Source organism: Nocardia sp. CA-135953, assembly GCF_050955735.1.
Taxonomy (GTDB): Bacteria; Actinomycetota; Actinomycetes; order Mycobacteriales; family Mycobacteriaceae; genus Nocardia.
The window spans coordinates 1,923,179-1,940,833 of record NZ_CP192082.1; the positions used below are offsets into that span (position 1 = coordinate 1,923,179).

Consider the following 17,655-nt stretch of genomic DNA (forward strand, 5'->3'; position numbering starts at 1 on the left):
GCGGAGGAGATGTCTCCGTTATTGTGTTAGCTTATCTCGATAAGTGGAGGAACATCCTCCGGATCATGCTTCGAGCAAAGGGGACACATGACTACCACGTTGGACCGTGGGGCACCCGCCCCCGAGAAGACCGACTCGGGCCGCCGCGGCTCGCACGCCCTGCGCTGGTGGGTGCTCGCCGTACTCGGCGTGGCTCAGCTCATGGTGGTGCTCGACGCGACCGTCGTGAATATCGCGCTGCCCGCAGCGCAACAGGACCTCGGTTTCAGCGATGGCGATCGGCAGTGGGTCGTCACCGGTTACGCCCTGGCCTTCGGCAGCCTGTTGCTGCTCGGTGGCCGACTCAGTGACCTGTTCGGCCGACGTAACACCTTCATTATCGGCCTGATCGGATTCGCCGTCGCCTCCGCGGTCGGCGGCGCGGCCACCAGCTTCGAAATGCTGGTCGCGGCCCGCGTCGGACAGGGCGTCTTCGGTGCGTTGCTCGCGCCCGCCGCGCTGTCGCTGCTCACGGTGACCTTCACCGAACCGGGTGAACGTGCCAAGGCATTCGGCATCTTCGGTGCGGTAGCCGGTGCGGGTGGCGCCATCGGTCTGCTGCTCGGCGGCGTGCTCACCGAATGGGCCTCGTGGCGCTGGGTGATGTTCGTGAACCTCGGCTTCGCGGCGGTCGCGCTGATCGGCGCTGTGCTGCTGCTGGCCAAGCATGTGGTCGCCGAGCGGCCCAAGCTCGACATCCCGGGCACCGTCGTGGTGACCGCTGCCCTGTTCGGCATCGTCTACGGGTTCTCACACGCCGAGTCGACCAGCTGGGGCAACCCGGTCACCCTCGGTTTCCTGATCGGAGGCACGGCCCTGCTCGCGGTGTTCGTGTGGATCGAGACCCGGGTCGCGAATCCCCTGCTGCCGCTGCGCATCGTGCTGGACCGCACGCGCGGTGGTTCGTTCCTGACGGTGTTCGTCATGGGCATCGGAATGTTCGCGATCTTCCTGTTTCTGACCTACTACATGCAGCTGAGCATGGGGTACTCGCCGATCAAGACCGGTCTGGCGTTCCTGCCGTTGGTGGCGGGCATGGTCGTCTCCTCGACCACGGTGCCCTCGCTGCTGCTGCCGAAGGTCGGTCCGAAAAAGGTGATCGCCGGTGGCTTCCTGGTCGCCGCGGGCGGCATGGCATGGCTGACCCAGATCGGCTTGGACAGCAGCTATGTCGGGAATATCCTGCCCGCCCTGATCCTGATGGGTCTCGGTCTCGGTGGTGCGATGTCGACCGCCTTCCAGGGTGCGACGGCCGGTGTGCACCACGAGGATGCCGGTGTCGCCTCGGCGATGATCAACACCAGCCAGCAGGTCGGCGGTTCGATCGGCACGGCGCTGCTGAGCACCATCGCCGCCTCGGCCGCGACGGACTATCTGTCGTCGCATACGCCGGGTCCGCTGGTCGTGGCACAGGCCCAGATCGAGAGCTACACGACCAGCTTCTGGTGGGCCACCGCGATTTTCGTGGCCGGTGCGGTGATCACCGCATTCCTGATGCCGAATACGGTTCCGGCTGCGTCGGAAGGCGAACCGGTAATCGTGCACTGAGCTGTTCCGCTCGAACAGCACAACGCCCGCATCGATGACGATGCGGGCGTTGTGTTTTCGGGATCGGTCCGCGGTTGATCGTTGCAGTCCGTGCCCGCGCCCGTGATGCCGAGTCGCCGGATCGGAAGCCCGCAGTTGCCGCGAATAGATCTGCCGAACAGTTGCTGGCGCTCGCTTTTCGCGTCTTCCGAGGCGCTTCGGGTATCGCCGATCGTGCCGCCGTCATCGCTGCCGACCTGTATCCGGAGGGGTCGGTGGGAAACCTTCCTGGCATTCGTAAGTTCTCGGTGCCGCCGTGGCAATGACCGACGCTGGTCACGGTGCGTGCCGTCGTCCCGGATGTTCGGGACCGCCGACCCGACCGTTAGCATTGCGCCGGTGGCATTCGGCTCGGCAGGAGGTCAGCGCATGGGGCAGCGAATCCGCACCCCTGCCGTCGAGCCGTTGGTGCTGGTAGTGATCTCCCTCGGCGGTGGTCTGGGCGCGCTGGCGCGCTACGGCATCGGCGTGTGGTGGCCTTCGCAACCACATCAGGTCCCCTGGTCGACCTTCACGATCAATGTCGTGGGATGCTTTGCGATCGGAATTCTGATGGTTCTGATCACCGAGGTATGGGTAGCCCACAGACTGCTCCGTCCATTTGTCGGTATCGGCGTGCTCGGCGGTTTCACCACTTTTTCCACCTACAGCCTCGAGGTTCGTAGACTGCTCGAATCGGGTGCGGCGGTCGAGGCGCTCGGCTATCTCGGGGGGACGGTGGTGGCGGGCCTGGGGGCGGTCGTGCTCGGCATGTTTTCGGCGCGGTGGGCTACTGGCACGGCACGGCGGACCAGTTGAATAGTGGACAGCGCGACGGAAGGGGGTCAGGCGATGAAAGATTCACCGACGGGCACTGGTCCGGCGGCGGGACAGTGGCACTCGGCGGCGCGGCTGACGCTGCTGCTCGACGAGGACGACACGTGGCGGCACGGGCCTCTGTACCACGAGATCGTGCGGCGCGCCCGCGACACCGGACTGGCCGGCGCCAGTGTGTGGCGCGGCGTGGAGGGTTACGGCTCGTCCTCGCGCATCCACACAAGTCGGATCCTCGATCTGGCCGAACACCTACCCGTGCTGGTGATGATCATCGACGAGGCCGAGCGATTGCGCGCCTTCGTCGAACAGAACTCCGAGCTGCTCGTTGCGGTGAATGTCGCATTGTCCGAGGTAGAGACCTGGCAGCCGAGTCCGGGAGTCGCCCGATGATGGTGGTGCTCGTTCTGGTCGGCGGCATGATCGGTGCGCCTGCGCGATATCTCATCGACCGCGCGGTGGCCGCGCGATTCGAATCTCTGCTGCCGCTGGGCACATTGACCGTTAATATTGTCGGTTCGGCGTTGCTCGGTGGACTGATCGGCGCCGGCGCGAACCATTGGCTGCTGGCCGCCGCGGGAACAGGTTTCTGCGGCGCGCTGACCACATTCAGCACGTTCGGCTACGAGACAGTCAGGCTCGCGGCCGAAGGGGCCTACGCCTATGCGGTGGGCAATGTGGTGCTCAGTGTCGTGACCAGCTTGACCGCGGTGTTCGTCGCCGCGGCCACGACCCAGTGGTTGTGGACATGATTTTGATGACGAGCCGGGCGCAGCCGACACGGAAGGGAGACCCGAGCATGGCCCATAATCGAGCCGGGCGACCCGCGCGTCCCACCGACCTGGAGGACATCGCGCGTCTGGTGACGGCCTACTACAGCCGCATCCCGGATCCGGCCGAGCCTGCGCAGCAGGTGGCGTTCGGCACCTCGGGGCATCGGGGCTCCAGCCTGGACACCGCGTTCAACGAGGCGCACATCCTGGCCATCACCCAGTCGATCGTGGAATACCGTGCCACACGGGGGATTACCGGTCCGGTCTATCTGGCCCGCGATACCCACGCACTGTCCGAACCCGCGTGGACCACCGCACTCGAGGTGCTCGCCGCCAACGACGTGACCGCGATGATCGACGCGCGCGATCGCTACACCCCAACGCCCGCGCTGAGTCATGCGGTGTTGCGGCACAACCGCGGTGGGGCAAAGCATCAGGCCGATGGCATCGTCGTCACACCGTCGCACAATCCGCCGCGCGACGGCGGCTTCAAATACAACCCGCCGCACGGCGGTCCGGCCGATACCAAGGCCACCGACGCCATCGCCAACCGCGCCAACGAACTGTTGCGCAACGGCTTGGCCGGGGTGCGGCGGACCACGCTTCGGCATGCGCTGGAAAACTGCGTCGAGCGCTACGACTACCTCGACCATTACATCGCGGATCTGCCGAATGTGTTGAACCTGGACGCCATTCGCGGCGCCGGGATCCGGCTCGGCGCAGATCCGATGGGTGGGGCGAGCGTCGACTACTGGGAGGAGATCGGGCAGCGCTACGACCTCGAACTCGAGGTCGTCAACCCGTTCGTCGATCCGACCTGGCGGTTCATGACGCTGGACTCCGATGGCAAGATTCGGATGGATCCGTCCTCGCGCTATGCGATGGCCTCGCTGATCGCCATCAAGGACGACTACGACATCTCCACCGGCAACGACGCCGACGCGGATCGCCACGGCATCGTCACACCCGATGGCGGGCTGATGAATCCGAACCATTTCCTCGCGGTCGCCATCGAATATCTGGTCGCGAACCGGATGGGCTGGGATGCGCTCACCAAGATCGGCAAGACGGCGGTGAGTTCGTCGATGATCGACCGGGTGGTCAGCGTGCTCGGGCGCGATGTGTACGAGGTGCCGGTCGGCTTCAAGTTCTTCGTGCCCGGATTGTTCAGCGGCAGTCTGGCTTTCGGCGGTGAGGAGAGTGCGGGCGCATCCTTCCTGCGGATGGACGGCACCGTGTGGACCACTGATAAGGACGGCATCCTGCTCGCCCTGCTGGCCACCGAGATCGCCGCGGTCACCGGCCAGAGCCCGTCCGCGCGCTATGTCGAACTCGAGAAGCGCTACGGCAGTCCGGCCTATGCCCGCATCGACGCGGCCGCGACCCCGGAACAGAAAGCACTGCTCGGGAAGTTGACACCGGACATGATCACCACAAAGGAGATCGCCGGTGAGCCGATCACCGCGGTCCTCACCCGAGCCCGCGGCAACGGCGCCCCCCTCGGCGGCCTGAAGGTCACCACCGAAAACGCTTGGTTCGCCGCCCGCCCCTCCGGCACCGAAGACAAATACAAGATCTACGCGGAGTCCTTCCAGGGCCCCGAACACCTCACCCAGGTCCAAGCGGCCGCGGAAGAAGTGGTCGGGCAGGCGCTGTCCGGTGAGTGATCGATCGACTGCGGGGTCGTCGGAGTTGCAAGGTTCGAAAGCTTCACCGGGGGCGATGGGCGCGTTGGGGTCGGGAGTGCCAGCGGGGTCGGGTCAGGCGCTGGGGTCGGCCGAGTCAGCGGGACCGGCAAGGACGTCGAGATCGTCTGACGCTGCGGCAGCTGGTTCGGTGGGGACGGGATCGCTGGGTGCGGCGGGGTCAGCGGGCGCGTCGGATTCGGGAGCGGCAGTGGGATTGGTGAAGGTGTCGGGCTCGGTGGGGTCGCTCGGGTCGGGAGCGTCAGTGGGGTCGGCGGGCGCGTCGGATTCGGGAGCGGCAGTGGGTTTGGTGAAGGCGTCGGGCTCGGTGGGGTCGCTCGGGTCGGGAGCGTCAGTGGGAGCAGCGGGCGCGTCAGATTCGGGAGTGGCAGTGGGTTTGGTGAAGGCGGCGGGGTCGCTCGGGTTCGGAGCTTCAGTGGGAGCAGCAGGCGCGTCCGGGCCAGAAATGTCTGCGGGGGTGGCGAAGGAGGGGAGATCGGCGGAGACCGCGGTGGCGTCGGGTACCGATCGGGCGGTGGGTGTGGTCGAGGGGCAGGGCGGGGTGGCCGTTGGATGGAGTGGGGCGGCGTCCAGGGCTTTGCCGGTTGAGATCTGGGTGTTGGTCGGGGCTTCGTTTGTTATCGCCGTCGGGTTCGGTCTGGTGGCGCCGGTGTTGCCGCAGTTTGCGCGGGGGTTCGGGGTTGGGGTTGCCGCGGCTTCGGCGATTGTCAGTGCGTTCGCGTTGATGCGGCTGTTGTTCGCGCCGGTCAGTGGGCGGTTGGTGCAGCGGCTGGGGGAGCGGTCGGTGTATCTCGCGGGCTTGTTGATCGTTGCGGTGTCGACCGGGGCCAGCGCGTTCGCCCAGAGTTATTGGCAGCTACTGGTTTTGCGGTCGGCGGGTGGGGTCGGGTCGACCATGTTCACGGTGTCGTCGCTGGCACTGGTGATCCGGATGTCGCCGCCCGCGCAGCGCGGGCGGGTGTCCGGGCTGTGGTCGACGAGTTTTCTTATCGGATCGGTCAGCGGGCCGCTGGTCGGCGGTGCGCTCGCAGGGCTCGGGCTGCGGGCGCCGTTCCTGATCTACGCGGCGGCGCTGCTGCTCGCCACCGCGGTGGTCTATGTGAACCTGCGGCATTCGACCCTGGCCGCACCGGAACCGGTGGGCGGGTTGCGGCTGATGTCGTTCCGAGAGGGACTGGCACGGTCGGAATATCGGGCGGTACTGCTGTCGAATTTCGCCAATGGCGCGGCGGTATTCGGCGTGCGGATGGCGTTGGTGCCGCTGCTCGTTGTCGAAGTGCTGCATCAGCAATCGGGTATGGCCGGTGTCACGCTGACGATGTTCGCCGCGGGCAATGTGGCAGTGCTTTTCGCATCCGGCAGGCTCTCGGACCGCTTCGGGCGCAAACCCTTCCTGATCGTCGGATCTCTGATCTGTGCGGCCGGAACCGCCGGACTCGGTCTCGCGACGAACCTGCCCTGGCTGCTGGTGACCTCATTCGTGGCCGGTCTGGGCTCGGGCATGTTCACCCCCGCCCAGCAGGCGGCGGTCGCGGACGTCATCGGACCGAAGGCCCGCGGCGGCCCGGTGCTGGCGGGTTTCCAAATGGCGGCCGACCTCGGCACCGTCATCGGCCCGGTCGCGGTGGGCGCCGTTGCCCAACACTTCTCCTACGGCCTCGCCCTCGCCCTGACCGGCGCACTACTCGCCGTCGCAGCCGCGATCTGGGCACTGGTCCCGGAACCACTGCACCGACGCGGTGCGGAATCGAAAGTGGAAGCCATCGCGGACAGCCCACCCACCTACACCTACGGCGCCGAACGCCTCGTCGACGACTCCCAAGACAACAATTACGCCTCCCACTGATCTGGACGTCTGATCACCATGTAACCCGGGAGGGCCGCTCTCGACGTTTGCCTGCATCAATGCATGGTGATCAAGCACCCCGTGCATGGGGTTGTGTGTGGTTGGGGCAGAGTGTTCGGGGTGAGCGAATCGGGATCGAAGTACACGCCGCGGCCGATGTCCAGTGCGACCACATATGCCCTGGGTGGCGTGGCGCTCGCGCTCATCGTGTTGATCGTGATCATCGCGTTCCGGTGGGGGCGCGACGACGCCACGATCCGCAATGACAGCTATGGATCGGTGCACAGCGCGGACGTGCGCGCGGTCCTGGACCAGAACAAGGGCACGATTCTCCTCGGTCGCCCGGACGCGGCGAAGACCATCGATGTGTACGAGGATCCGCTGTGCCCGTCCTGCGGCGCGCTCGAGCGGCTCTACGGTCAGGAGATCGCGCAGCGGATGGACGAGGGTAAACTCGCGGTCCGCTACCACCTCGTGACCTTCCTCGACCCGAAGTCGAAGAGCAAGGATTATTCGACCCGCGCGGTCGCGGCGAACGACTGTGTCGCGGATACCGGTTCGGGTCCGGTGTATTCGAAATTCCACGCGCTGCTGTTCACCTCGAGGCAGCCGGACGAAGGCGGCGCGGATCTCAGCAATGACGATCTCGCGAATGTCGCGAAGGAATCCGGCGCCTCGCTGGAGGCGGTGCAGTGCATCAGCTCGGGCGCGAAACTCGATGCGGCGAAGATCCACGCGCAGATGGCACGTGCCGCGCTGACCGATGCCAATGGCGAGGTCGCCACGCCCGCGGTCTTCGACGGCAAGAACAAGATCGATGTGAACAACCACGAATGGGTCGTCGACCTGACCAAGTGATCGTGCCGGGCGGTACCGCCCGGCACGACGCCGCTAACCGGCGGATTCCGGCTCCGGCTCTTCCTCCGCGATCGCGGCCAGTTCGCGCTCGACGAGTTCGTCGTGCGCCTTGGCCTCGGCGGCCGCCTTCTTCGGGCTCCAGTGTCCGGCCATCAGGAAGACGAACGGCAGGAACACAACCTGAGCTGCCAGGCAGATCCACCACCAGCGTTCCCACTGCTTCGGCGAATCGGCTTGCGCCTGCTGCACTTCCTTGGCGTGTGCGGCCAGATAGGCCTGATCGTCGGCCGGAATCGTGCCGACCGACTGCAACTGCGTAGTCGCCTGCACCAGTTTGGGGCCGACGGTCCCCGCCACCGCGAGATCGACGGCCGGAATCTGCTGCACGGCTTGCAGCCGCGCGATCGCCTGATCCACCGGAATGCCGAACTTCTTCGCGACCTGTCCGACCGCCGCCAGACCCGCGTTCGCATCGGCCGGATTCGTGGTCAGCGTGGCCAGTGTCGCCGAATCGATCGCCTGCAGCGTCGCCAATTCCTGCGGGTAGCGGATGTTGAGGCCGACGGTCGTCTGGATATCGGCCGGTGACGCACCGGTCAGTTTGGTCAGCGCGGTGACCTGTGCGACCTGATCATTGGGGTTCTGCTGCAGTGCCGCAAGGGTTTCCGTGCCGACCGTTTGGATGGTTGCGAGTTGCTGGGCGTATTTGTGCGCGATCTCCGAGAGCCGTGGCCCGTAATTGACCAGCGGACCGGCCGCGTTCACCACGATCAGCAATCCGAACAGCACCACGGTGACGACGCTGCGCAGCGTGCCGCCCCACACCGCGAGACCCACCGCGGTCGCGGCCGGATTACGGGCCTCGACCGTCTCGGTGAAGCTCGCCATCCAGGTGGAGTAGGCGATGCCGGTGCCGACCGCGATCACCACGAAAACCGTTGCGAACGAGTAGTAATCGGTATCGGGCTGATCGGTGTAGCCGATGAACAGGTACATGCCGACGATGCTGATGAGCGCGCCGACGATCATGAACGGCTTGCGCACCTTGAGTCTGTCCGACACGATGCCGGCCAGCACCAGCGCTATCGCATTGGCGGCCCAGTACCAGTTGCCGAGTGCATTGGCCTTGGCCGGACTGAAGCCGAAATTCGTCGCCATATACACCGGTAGGAACGACACGATGGTGTAGAAGAAGGCGAGAAAAAGGCTGATCGCCAATGCCGAGCCGATGATATTGGGGCGCAACATCTGTCGCCACACACCCTGCTCGAGTTCCTTGACATCCAACCCGCGGGCCCGGGCCTCGATCAGCGCACGGTCGCGCAATGTCACCATGATCTGGTCGCGCAGTTGCGGGCTGAGTTCACGCAATCCGATCACCGCGACCACCGCGATGACGAGACTGATCACACCACACAGCCGGTAGTGGTACTGCCAGTCCGGATGCGCGTCGAGCGTGTGGGTGGAGATCTGCGTGGTGACCAGGGCGCCGATGACCGGTCCCAGCGTCCAGAAGCCCATCGCCGATGCCCGGTCCAGCTGCGGGGAGAAGTCGCGGATCAGTGCCGGTGTGGCCACCAGCACCGCGCCCTCGACAATGCTCACCAGGCAGTACACGAACAGGTACTGCTCCTTGGTGGTCGTCGCGGGCACCGCGAACAGGGTCAGCAGCGAGCAGATCACCACGCCGTAGGCGACGATATTCGCCCTGCCCCATCGATCCAGCACGCCCGCGAGCACCGAGGCCACCGCACCGAAGGCGGCGCCGATGATGAAGATCCAGACGAAGTAGGCGAAGGACAGATCGAAGTAGCCGATGAGTTCATTGCCGACGGCGCCGGTGACGAACAATTGGTAGTAGAGCGCGATCGAGGCGATGACCACGACGGCCAAATACCAGGAGCGGGCGGGTGTATCGGGATAGTGCGGCAACTTGCGCTGCCACAGCCCCGTGAGCAGGGTCGGCGGGTCTGCGGTCTGGGTCGAGCTCATGGTCGAGATGCCTTTCTAGCCACGGCATTCGTAAAGACCTGAACCGTGCATGGACCAGGACGAGTTACCGGGTGGACACAGGGTAGTGAGATGGATCACTCCCCGCAGGTGTTTCGGACCATGAGAACGCTCGATTTGCGGAATTGAAACGGTCGGTACCGATGAGTGGGACTCTCGGTTGACGTCGCAGACATGTCGAGCTGGGGTGGGAGTTATGAATTCTGTCGCAGCGGAGGGGTTTTCGATCCCGATGTGGAGCGTGCGGTCGGTTGAATTGCACGGCGGTTGCTCACTTGGTTGCCGGAAATAATTCCGGCACCGGCGAATTCGTTTGATGTCTTCGACCGTGCCGACGACAACGGGGCCCGTGCTCGATGGCGCGGACCCCGTCAGGTCTATTCGGGCTTACAGGTAAGCGCCGCACACGGGCCAAGCGCCTGGGCCCTGGGTGGCGAGCACATTCTCCGCGACGCGGATCTGCTCCTCGCGGCTCGCGCCGCTCGGGCTGCCCGAGCCACCGTTGGCGGCCCAGGTGCTCTGCGTGAACTGCAGGCCGCCGGAGAAGCCGTTACCGGTATCGGTGCTCCAGTTGCCGCTGCTCTCGCACTGCGCGACGGCGTCCCAGTTATGGCCGGAGGCCGATGCGGTGGCGGTGGACAGGCCGAACGGAACTGCGACGATGGCACCGGCGACGGCGGCGAGACCAAGGGCACGGGTGAGCTTGCGGTTCTGAGTCATGTGGATTCCTGGCTGCGCCCGCTCGGCCCGGCGGACTTCCGCCGTGTCCCTGCCCCCAGCGATGTCGGGGACCCTCGAAACCGCGGGGCAGGGTTACCGGCGTTCAGCGATTCGAATTCGAGCCCGTCGCGTTGATCCGGGCTGCCGACGACGCTAGCGAAGAATTCGCGACAGATCACGTTGGGATAACGTCCGAATTGCCTCGACCGCGACTTAGGATTATCGGCATTCGCGCAGTTCGAATGCGTAAAAATGTATATATACGATCGTTCGTGATAGTTACGTTATGTGTTCGGGATCACTACGAAATGGTGATCCGGATCGCGTTTGAGCAACGAAACCTGCGAGGTATGTCCGGTTGCGCCGTGGGTTCGGTGCACGTCCATGCGGTACGGATGGTGAAATTGTTGTCCGCTGGGGTGCTTGTGATTCCGCTCCACCCCTATTCGAGCTTCAATGAATCGGGGCGATCCGGCACGCCGGTATTTCGGTGATGCTCGTACGGGCACGCTTCCCGGTGTGCCGAGGTGGGCCTGGGCGCACAACAGGTCACCAGGCGGGCTTCGGCGGTGTCTCGCATGTCTGAGTGATGCCGACAGCGCAGAGCTCTCGGCGAGGGCACACGTTCAATCGGATATATGCCGGTCGTGAACGGCCGTGGTGAACGGCCATATCGGTCCCGAACGGGCAATTGCGGTCGCAAACGGCGGTATGGAGTCGATGTCGAGCGCGGTCACTTGCGCGCGTCACCCAACTTTGGGCCGGGGGCCTGGCGAGTCGCCTGGATCGGGGCATCCGGCCTGTCCTGCCAGCAGCTTTGTGGAGCGGATATCTGGTCGGCCTTGCGAGTTGCTCGCAGTGGAGCGGCATCCCGACGGCCCTGCGACCCCGCTCACCGTGGATCGGCACGCGGCCCACCCTGTACGCAGTTCGAACTGGTTCGGTACTCGACGGCTTTGGCGTCCCGCTCGAAGCGGAATTGCTCGGTCAGCCGACGGGAGGCACTCAGTGGATCAGGCACTCGGGCGAACGTGTGAGCCGCTCGGAGTGGATCGGGCATCGGGGCAGCCCATGTGCTGCTCAGGGGGCCGTCCATCTGGTCGGTCTTGCAGCCCGCTCAGCCTGGATCGCGGCCTGTGCGCCGTTCGAACTGGTTCGGTACTCGACGGCCCTGCGACCCGCTCGGAGCGGATGCCCGGTTAGCCCCGCGAGCGGCATTTAGTGGATCAGGTACCCGGACGAACGTGTCGGCTGCTCGGAGTAGACCAGGCGTCTGGTCGGCCCTGCGAGTGCACGGAGCGGACCGAGTATCCGGTGCGCCTTGCGATCTGCTCGGAGTGGATCGGGCGTCTGGGCGGCCACGTGCTGCTCTGCACGGCCTTGCGACCCCCCAGGGTGGATCGCGGCCCGCGAGCTGCCTGCGCATTGCTCGAAATGCGGCACTCGACAGCCTTGGCGACTTGCTCTGAGCGGATGGCCCGGTCAGGGCGCGGGCAATCGGGCTGGCTGGGGATGGTCGTCTGGGATCTCGTCTTCGGGGCGGATTTGCCGGAGTTGGCCGTGGACGACTATGTAGCCGTCGAGCGGGTACGCGATGTCTTCGGCGGTTGGTCGGTCCGCGGGATGGACGGGGATTGCGGGAGTTTCGGGCGGTTCGGATCTGTGGTGGCCGGTGTAGGGCGCAGCGGGGGCGTCGGTGTCGGTGCGCGGAAATAGGTATCGCGCGCCCTCGCGGATCGTCGTGTGGATATCGCCGGTCGGGACGGTCCATTGGAGGCGATCCAGATCGGCGCGCCAGATGCGCCAGGGGAGTCTTTTGTTGTCCGCCAACGTTTTCAGGCGATGGTGCCTCGTGCAGAGTGTGGCCACAATGGTGCGTCCGCTGTGGTCGGCGCGCTGGTGGTCGAACGGGTGATTGTGGTCCAGTTCGGATTCGGCAGCGGGCATGATGCATCCGGGAAAGCGGCACATGCCGTCCATCGCCCGCACCTCGCGCTCCAGTCGCGGCGATGGCCGCCGAGGCATCGTTTCATCCACAGCGGTCGCCTCGTCGTCGGCGTTCGAGCGTTCCGGAATGACCTGGAAGCGTGCGTGTTCAGCGAGAATCCGGGCCAGCGCCGCGTCGATCGGCCCATACCCTGCCAGAAATGCCGGTGCTTCCCGAATTCCGAGCAGCGTGTCCGCCGCAATCCCGATCTGGATCAATGGTCTGCGCGGCTGTTCGATCGGCGCACCGAACTTCGGACAACGCTCACTGCGTCCGCACTGGCATTTCAGCCGTCCGGAACCATCCGCCAGCGCCACCAGAGCGTCCGCCCGTCGCTGCGGCATACTCCGTGGATCCGATGCGCACACCTGCATACTCATCTCGCGCAGTCGCATCGCCACCGTCTGCGCCCCCGGCGCGGGCAGTAATCCATCGAATACCGCCATACTGTCTTGCACCGCTCGCAGCCGAACGTCGCGCTCGTCCTGCCGCAGTTCCCGCCGGCGCTGCGTGCCGCCGGGATCCAGCCGCGCCGCCCACCGCCGTGCCGCCTGCCGCAGCCGCACCGGATTGTTTCGTCCCGCCGCCTCGAGCAGTCGCGGCTCCAGCGCGTCCAGCACCTCCCTGGCCACCGCTCGGGTGCTGTCCACGATCACCCGCACCTTGGCCAGGTCGATCCGTCCCGCTGCGAAAGCAGACCGCGTTCGCGGCAACGAATCCTCCAGTGCCAGACCGATATCGATCAACGCCCCGGCCGTCCCTTCGTCGACCTGCAATGCCACTGCGGCCTCGCTGGCGGCGAACTCGCCGGCCCGCACTCCGCCCGGCCCCGGCTCCGCAGTCTCGGCCCGATGCCGTCGATACAACTCCCGCACTGCGAACACCTCAGCGGCCTGCGCCACCGCCGCCCGCCCATGCGCCGCCCGCAGGGCCTCGATCAGCCCCTCGTCGGACATGGCCCCGAAGTCCACGGATGAGAGATCATCACTATCGAACATGTGTTCGATTCTACGATCGAACAACCCCCTCCGCTACCCCCGAATAAAGGCGATTTGGTTGCCGACACGCCAGTGGTGTAACTTCGTTCAGGCAGTCAGGGAAACCTGACAGCGACCCACTCGGGGCTATGGCGCAGCTGGTAGCGCACCACACTGGCAGTGTGGGGGTCAGGGGTTCGAGTCCCCTTAGCTCCACTTCATTTACGCAGGTCAGACCCGGTATTGTGCCGGGTCTTTTCTGTGTTCCAGGGTCATCTTGCCAAGTTCTTGCCAACGGGGGAGAACTGCTTACAGGACCGTCCTAAACGGTGTTTTCGGTGTCTCCGAACATCGCCGAGGCGGCTGCGGACAGACCCTCGTCGTAGACCCGGTTGTAGACGCCCGTGGTCATCCGCACGTCGTGCCCGTGCCAGGCGGCGACGGTGGAGGCTGGGATGCCTGCGTGGAGCATGACGGATACCGAGGTGTGGCGCAGGTTCCGTAGGGTGATCCGGGGGAGTTTGGCTGTGATGCGGATGCGATGGAACCATCCGGTGTAGGTCCGGGGCAGGACGGGCTTGCCGGTCTCGTCCGAGCACACATGTGTGATTTCGTCCCATGACTGGCCGACGGCGAGCTTTTCTCGTTTCTGGCGAGTTTTCAACTCGCGCAACGCCGTTGCGACGTCGTCGGGCATTGGCAGGGTTCGGCGCGAGCGCTCGGTCTTGGGCTCGTCCACCGCGTGGTCCTTGCCTTCGACTTCGACGTAGCTTTGCTCGACGCTCAGTGTTGAGCGTGTCAGGTCGATGTCGGTCCAGCGCAGCCCGCATACCTCCGAGCGGCGCAGCCCGTAGCAGGACATGAGGTAGACGGCGTGCAAGCGGTGTGCGCTGGCCTTGGCGGCGAATGTCTGCACCTGTTCCTTGGTCCACACGTCTGCGGGGGTGACCTTGGTGGGCCGCTGCCGGGGTGCCTCGACGTATTCGGCGGGATCGCGGGCGATAAGTCCTCGCCGGGTGGCGTACTCGGTCACCTGCTGGAGCATGACCAGGGCCAGCCGGACTGTGGCCGGTACCAGCGGTTTGCCTTTCATCGACCCGGCTTCCAGCATGGTGGAGACCCATTCGTCGACGTGTGCCTGTCGCAGCGCCTGGAGCTTCATCCGCCGAGGTCGCGCTTGGTGTATTTCAGTGAATCGCGGTAGTTGCGTAGCGTGTTCGCGCGGATATCGCGGCGGGCCATTTTCAAGGTGTCGTAGGTGAACTGTGGTCGATCGCGTTTGCCGTCTGGGCGCAGGCCGACGTCGATCTGGAACGGATAGGACTTCTTCCTCGGCGGCGAGGAGATTCTGGCTGGTTCGTGTGATGCGGGAGTGACGGCACTGACCGGCACACTGCAGACTTTGGCCGCTTCTTGGTAGGTCATGCCGATGTGAGGGACGGCGACGGCAGCACACCCAGTAGGCGGGCTCGACGGTCTAGCCGCAGGCTAGGTAGTATTCGGCGGCATGAGCGACGGGGGTACGCCAGCTTCGGGACAGAACCTCTCGGTGGTACCCGAGGAAGTCCGCGAAGTGGGGGAGGAAGTATACGAGCTGTCCACCGCGATGCAGACCGCGCTGGGTTCAGCGGCCAGGGACGTCGAGTCGCTGGTCAACGGGACGTGGAAGGGCAACTTGGCCAACGAGTTCGCCGATGGCTGGAACGAGATCCGCGACGGCGGCGGCCAGGTCATCACTGCGCTGGCCGGGTTGGCCGAAAAGCTCGGGGTCACAGCCTCAACGTATGAAAACCTCGACGGCAGCAACGCGGAAGTGCTTTATAGCGCGAGTACGTCGAGCTTGGGCCTGCCATGAGTTCAGAGGAGTTCGAGGTCGACCTGGACCACCTGGATGAGGTCGCGATCCGTCTGTCCGCCCTCGCCAGCGTTTTGGCCGAACATCTCGATGCGATCGACGCCAAGGTCGCGACCTTGGGGGGAACGGGTTGGGATGGTGTTGCCGCGCAGGCATATTCGGATGCTCATCGTGAATGGGCGGCCGGGGCAAGGGAATTCGCCGAAGCTGCCCGCGATATCAGCGAGGTGGCGCGCAAGGCACACACCGGCTACACGACCGCGGTCGAGGAAAACTTGAAGATGCTCCGAGGGGGATGAGCGGTGAAGGTCAACTGGCGGACCTACTACGAGGCCGCCAAGCAATGCCACGACCTCGCCGGCGAGCTGCGGCACGCCGATAAACCCGTGCACGACGCGGTCAAAGGCGAGTGCGCAGGTATGGCCGGTGACGCTCCCGGCTGCAAACAGTGGGGCGAGGCGTACGACCGTTACGCCCGGGACACGATGCAGACCTGCACCGACCTGGCCGATGCGCTCACCAATCTCGGCAACATTCTCTACGCCAACGGGTACAAGTACGGGAAGGCCGACAACGCCAACCCTGAAAGCCCGCCTCTGCAACAGGTATCCGAGTACAAGGTCACCATCCCGACATCCGTTCATGACAACGGCGACGGCGTCAAACACAACGGTGGCGTCGAGGAATTCTTCAACGAACTCACCTCGAAGATCGTCGGCACCTTCGAGAAACTTCCCAACGGCGACGTCGACAAGCTGTCGAAGGCCGCCACCACGTGGAAGACCTTCTCCACCCACGCCACCATCACCGGCGCACCCGCGAAGATCGCCACGATCTCCGCGTTGTTCGACGACATGGACGCCACCGAGAACCGCACGATCATTCAGGAACACTTCGGCACACTGAAATCCAGCGCCGACCTCCTGGTTTCCGCGTCCACCAACGTCGCCGCCCCAGTCGCGGACTATCACAGCTCGACAGTCGAAGTCGGTGACGGCATCAAGACGGCGATGACGACCTTCGCCTGGGCTGTCGGGCTGTTGGTCACCGGCGCCATCGTTGGTGCGATCTTCAGCTTCGGCGGGAGTATCGCTGTCGCCGGCGGTGGTGTCGCACTCGCGGTCGAGGACACGATCACGACCCTGCGCGGCCTCTACACGACGAAACGTCTCTTCCAGATCCTCGAGATCACGTTGGCCGCGAGCGTCGCCGTCGGCGTCATCGACGCCTTCGGCAAGGTCCCCGATCTCACCGAGTCCCTCGCCAAGCTCGCGGCGATCATCGCGTTGAAGGTCGCAGTCGATGGTGAAGAGAAGAAGCTGACCTTCGAGCCTTCTCCGAAACATGGTCCAGAGCAACGAGGTAACGCTGCGCCGGAGCCGACGCATCCACAGGAGACACTGGACAAGTCTGTACAGATCAAGCCCACCTCCTCCCGCCGCGTAGGCTTGGACTCCGAAACTGGGGAGTTCGACGTGTTCGATGAGACGTATCCGGAATCGGGGATCTTCCATGGCCACAAACGTGCATGGGACGAGCTCACACAGGAGATGCAGAACGCCTTGATCAAGGCAGGCGTGGTGAACAGGAAGGGCAAGCCGCTGTGAGTACGTACCAAAGCCTCGAACCGATCGGCCGGAACGAGGCGATCGCGATGCTCGATTCGGACGACAACCTGGCGGTTTCGCAGGTCATACTGCGGTTGGCTCTTCACGACCCTGATGGCGGATGGGTCACCGACCGCGCGCTCGCCCTGCTCGAGAATCCGGACCCCAATGTTCGCTCCGCTGCGGTGACGGCCTTGGGACACATCGCGCGTATTCACCGGGCCATCGACACCGACCGCGTCATTCCTGCGCTACGCGAACTCGTCAACGACCCGATCATCGGTGGTCGCGTTGAAGACGCATTGGACGACATCACCATCTTCGGGGGACGGTCCTAGTGCCGACACCATCACGCAGCTGGCCGGTCTTGGGGTGCGGATCATCGACGTATCCGGCAACGACGGAACAAATTTCGCGCTGATCGAGAACGCGCGGCGACCGCGAGCGGATTTCGGCCTGCTCGCCGACTGGGGCCTGTCCACCCCTGCCTGCCTGCCTGGTCGACGGGGCCGACGCCGCTCTGGCGCAGGGGGTTACGCTACTCGCCTCCGGCGGCGTGCGAACTCGGCTCGATGTCGTTCGGGGGCTGGCGCTGGGTGCCCCGGGCGGTGGGGGTATCCGGGCACTTCCTAGCGATCCTCGAGGCGGAAGGCGTCGATGCGCTGATCGCGGTTATCGGCACCTGGATCACTCGGATCCGGCAGCTCATGATGTTGCTCGGCGCGGAAACCGTACGGGCGCTAGCGGATACCGATGTGCTGTTGACCGGTGCACTCGCCGAGACTTGCCGACTGCGCGGTATAGATCCGGCGACCTACGCCCGGCGATCCGTTCAGGCGGCACCCGACTTTATTACCAGCGAGTAACTTGCAGAGGG

At 65.0% G+C, this 17,655-nt stretch carries 17 protein-coding genes and 1 tRNA gene; 13 read left to right on the forward strand and 5 right to left on the reverse strand.

Annotated elements, in window-relative coordinates:
* Positions 1-87: 87 nt before the first annotated feature.
* From ACQPXH_RS08850 to ACQPXH_RS08880, 7 genes are all read left to right on the forward strand, one after another.
* Positions 88-1,587: an MFS transporter gene (locus ACQPXH_RS08850; protein ID WP_433601793.1), complete on the forward strand. Its 1,500-nt coding sequence runs from the start codon at positions 88-90 to the stop codon at positions 1,585-1,587.
* Positions 1,588-1,995: 408 nt separating this feature from the next.
* Positions 1,996-2,424 (forward strand): fluoride efflux transporter CrcB, encoded by a 429-nt coding sequence (crcB, locus tag ACQPXH_RS08855; RefSeq protein ID WP_433601794.1) that lies wholly within the window; start codon positions 1,996-1,998, stop codon positions 2,422-2,424.
* 33 nt (positions 2,425-2,457) lie between these two features.
* The gene (locus ACQPXH_RS08860; protein WP_433601795.1) at positions 2,458-2,832 is read left to right on the forward strand and encodes a DUF190 domain-containing protein; all 375 of its coding nucleotides are present in this window, start codon (positions 2,458-2,460) and stop codon (positions 2,830-2,832) included.
* Entirely contained in the window at positions 2,829-3,191 is a 363-nt protein-coding gene (gene crcB / locus ACQPXH_RS08865) for a fluoride efflux transporter CrcB (protein ID WP_433601796.1), read from the forward strand. Before ACQPXH_RS08860 ends, crcB (ACQPXH_RS08865) begins: the two co-directional genes overlap by 4 nt.
* Positions 3,192-3,238: 47 nt before the next feature.
* Entirely contained in the window at positions 3,239-4,879 is a 1,641-nt protein-coding gene (gene pgm, locus ACQPXH_RS08870) for a phosphoglucomutase (alpha-D-glucose-1,6-bisphosphate-dependent) (protein WP_433601797.1), read from the forward strand.
* Between the two features lie 580 nt (positions 4,880-5,459).
* The gene (locus ACQPXH_RS08875; protein ID WP_433603383.1) at positions 5,460-6,764 is read left to right on the forward strand and encodes an MFS transporter; all 1,305 of its coding nucleotides are present in this window, start codon (positions 5,460-5,462) and stop codon (positions 6,762-6,764) included.
* 120 nt (positions 6,765-6,884) lie between these two features.
* On the forward strand, positions 6,885-7,622 hold the full coding sequence (locus ACQPXH_RS08880) for a DsbA family protein (RefSeq protein ID WP_433601798.1): 738 nt from the start codon (positions 6,885-6,887) through the stop codon (positions 7,620-7,622).
* Positions 7,623-7,655: 33 nt separating this feature from the next.
* Here ACQPXH_RS08880 and ACQPXH_RS08885 read toward each other — a convergent pair whose 3' ends face one another.
* The 3 genes from ACQPXH_RS08885 to ACQPXH_RS08895 form a co-directional block, all read right to left on the reverse strand.
* Entirely contained in the window at positions 7,656-9,614 is a 1,959-nt protein-coding gene (locus tag ACQPXH_RS08885; RefSeq protein ID WP_433601799.1) for an MFS transporter, read from the reverse strand.
* A 405-nt stretch (positions 9,615-10,019) separates the two neighbouring features.
* Positions 10,020-10,352 (reverse strand): transglycosylase family protein, encoded by a 333-nt coding sequence (locus tag ACQPXH_RS08890; RefSeq protein WP_433601800.1) that lies wholly within the window; start codon positions 10,350-10,352, stop codon positions 10,020-10,022.
* 1,482 nt (positions 10,353-11,834) lie between these two features.
* Positions 11,835-13,337, reverse strand: coding sequence for a DUF222 domain-containing protein (locus tag ACQPXH_RS08895; protein WP_433601801.1), 1,503 nt, complete (start codon positions 13,335-13,337; stop codon positions 11,835-11,837).
* A 122-nt stretch (positions 13,338-13,459) separates the two neighbouring features.
* On the opposite strand from ACQPXH_RS08895, the gene ACQPXH_RS08900 reads away from it, so the two are divergent.
* Positions 13,460-13,532 (forward strand) — tRNA-Ala (locus tag ACQPXH_RS08900).
* A 106-nt stretch (positions 13,533-13,638) separates the two neighbouring features.
* Here the strand turns inward: ACQPXH_RS08900 and ACQPXH_RS08905 are convergent.
* Both ACQPXH_RS08905 and ACQPXH_RS08910 read right to left on the reverse strand, forming a co-directional pair.
* Positions 13,639-14,478 carry a site-specific integrase gene (locus ACQPXH_RS08905; protein ID WP_433601802.1) on the reverse strand — a complete coding sequence of 280 codons (840 nt, stop codon included), beginning with the start codon at positions 14,476-14,478 and terminating at the stop codon, positions 13,639-13,641.
* On the reverse strand, positions 14,475-14,741 hold the full coding sequence (locus tag ACQPXH_RS08910; RefSeq protein ID WP_433601803.1) for a hypothetical protein: 267 nt from the start codon (positions 14,739-14,741) through the stop codon (positions 14,475-14,477). The genes ACQPXH_RS08905 and ACQPXH_RS08910 overlap by 4 nt, the downstream gene beginning before the upstream one ends.
* An 82-nt stretch (positions 14,742-14,823) precedes the next feature.
* Between ACQPXH_RS08910 and ACQPXH_RS08915 the strand changes: the two genes are divergently transcribed.
* From ACQPXH_RS08915 to ACQPXH_RS08935, 5 genes are all read left to right on the forward strand, one after another.
* Positions 14,824-15,171 (forward strand): WXG100 family type VII secretion target, encoded by a 348-nt coding sequence (locus tag ACQPXH_RS08915; protein WP_433601804.1) that lies wholly within the window; start codon positions 14,824-14,826, stop codon positions 15,169-15,171.
* Positions 15,168-15,470, forward strand: a complete 303-nt coding sequence (locus ACQPXH_RS08920) for a WXG100 family type VII secretion target (RefSeq protein WP_433601805.1) — start codon at positions 15,168-15,170, stop codon at positions 15,468-15,470. Before ACQPXH_RS08915 ends, ACQPXH_RS08920 begins: the two co-directional genes overlap by 4 nt.
* A gap of 3 nt (positions 15,471-15,473) precedes the next feature.
* Entirely contained in the window at positions 15,474-16,778 is a 1,305-nt protein-coding gene (locus ACQPXH_RS08925) for a hypothetical protein (protein WP_433601806.1), read from the forward strand.
* A complete protein-coding gene (locus ACQPXH_RS08930; RefSeq protein WP_433601807.1) occupies positions 16,775-17,116 on the forward strand; it encodes a HEAT repeat domain-containing protein in 342 nt (113 codons plus the stop codon). Before ACQPXH_RS08925 ends, ACQPXH_RS08930 begins: the two co-directional genes overlap by 4 nt.
* A gap of 234 nt (positions 17,117-17,350) precedes the next feature.
* Positions 17,351-17,644 carry a hypothetical protein gene (locus tag ACQPXH_RS08935; RefSeq protein ID WP_433601808.1) on the forward strand — a complete coding sequence of 98 codons (294 nt, stop codon included), beginning with the start codon at positions 17,351-17,353 and terminating at the stop codon, positions 17,642-17,644.
* Positions 17,645-17,655 lie beyond the last annotated feature (11 nt).

Coding starts and splice junctions, on each gene's coding strand:
- ACQPXH_RS08920 (WP_433601805.1), top strand. CDS start 15,168: ATGAGTTCAGAGGAGTTCGAGGTCGACCTGGACCACCTGGATGAGGTC.
- pgm (WP_433601797.1), top strand. CDS start 3,239: ATGGCCCATAATCGAGCCGGGCGACCCGCGCGTCCCACCGACCTGGAG.
- ACQPXH_RS08890 (WP_433601800.1), bottom strand. CDS start 10,352: ATGACTCAGAACCGCAAGCTCACCCGTGCCCTTGGTCTCGCCGCCGTC.
- ACQPXH_RS08850 (WP_433601793.1), top strand. CDS start 88: ATGACTACCACGTTGGACCGTGGGGCACCCGCCCCCGAGAAGACCGAC.
- ACQPXH_RS08905 (WP_433601802.1), bottom strand. CDS start 14,478: ATGAAGCTCCAGGCGCTGCGACAGGCACACGTCGACGAATGGGTCTCC.
- ACQPXH_RS08860 (WP_433601795.1), top strand. CDS start 2,458: ATGAAAGATTCACCGACGGGCACTGGTCCGGCGGCGGGACAGTGGCAC.
- ACQPXH_RS08935 (WP_433601808.1), top strand. CDS start 17,351: ATGTCGTTCGGGGGCTGGCGCTGGGTGCCCCGGGCGGTGGGGGTATCC.
- crcB (WP_433601796.1), top strand. CDS start 2,829: ATGATGGTGGTGCTCGTTCTGGTCGGCGGCATGATCGGTGCGCCTGCG.
- ACQPXH_RS08885 (WP_433601799.1), bottom strand. CDS start 9,614: ATGAGCTCGACCCAGACCGCAGACCCGCCGACCCTGCTCACGGGGCTG.
- ACQPXH_RS08895 (WP_433601801.1), bottom strand. CDS start 13,337: ATGTTCGATAGTGATGATCTCTCATCCGTGGACTTCGGGGCCATGTCC.
- ACQPXH_RS08910 (WP_433601803.1), bottom strand. CDS start 14,741: ATGACCTACCAAGAAGCGGCCAAAGTCTGCAGTGTGCCGGTCAGTGCC.
- ACQPXH_RS08915 (WP_433601804.1), top strand. CDS start 14,824: ATGAGCGACGGGGGTACGCCAGCTTCGGGACAGAACCTCTCGGTGGTA.
- crcB (WP_433601794.1), top strand. CDS start 1,996: ATGGGGCAGCGAATCCGCACCCCTGCCGTCGAGCCGTTGGTGCTGGTA.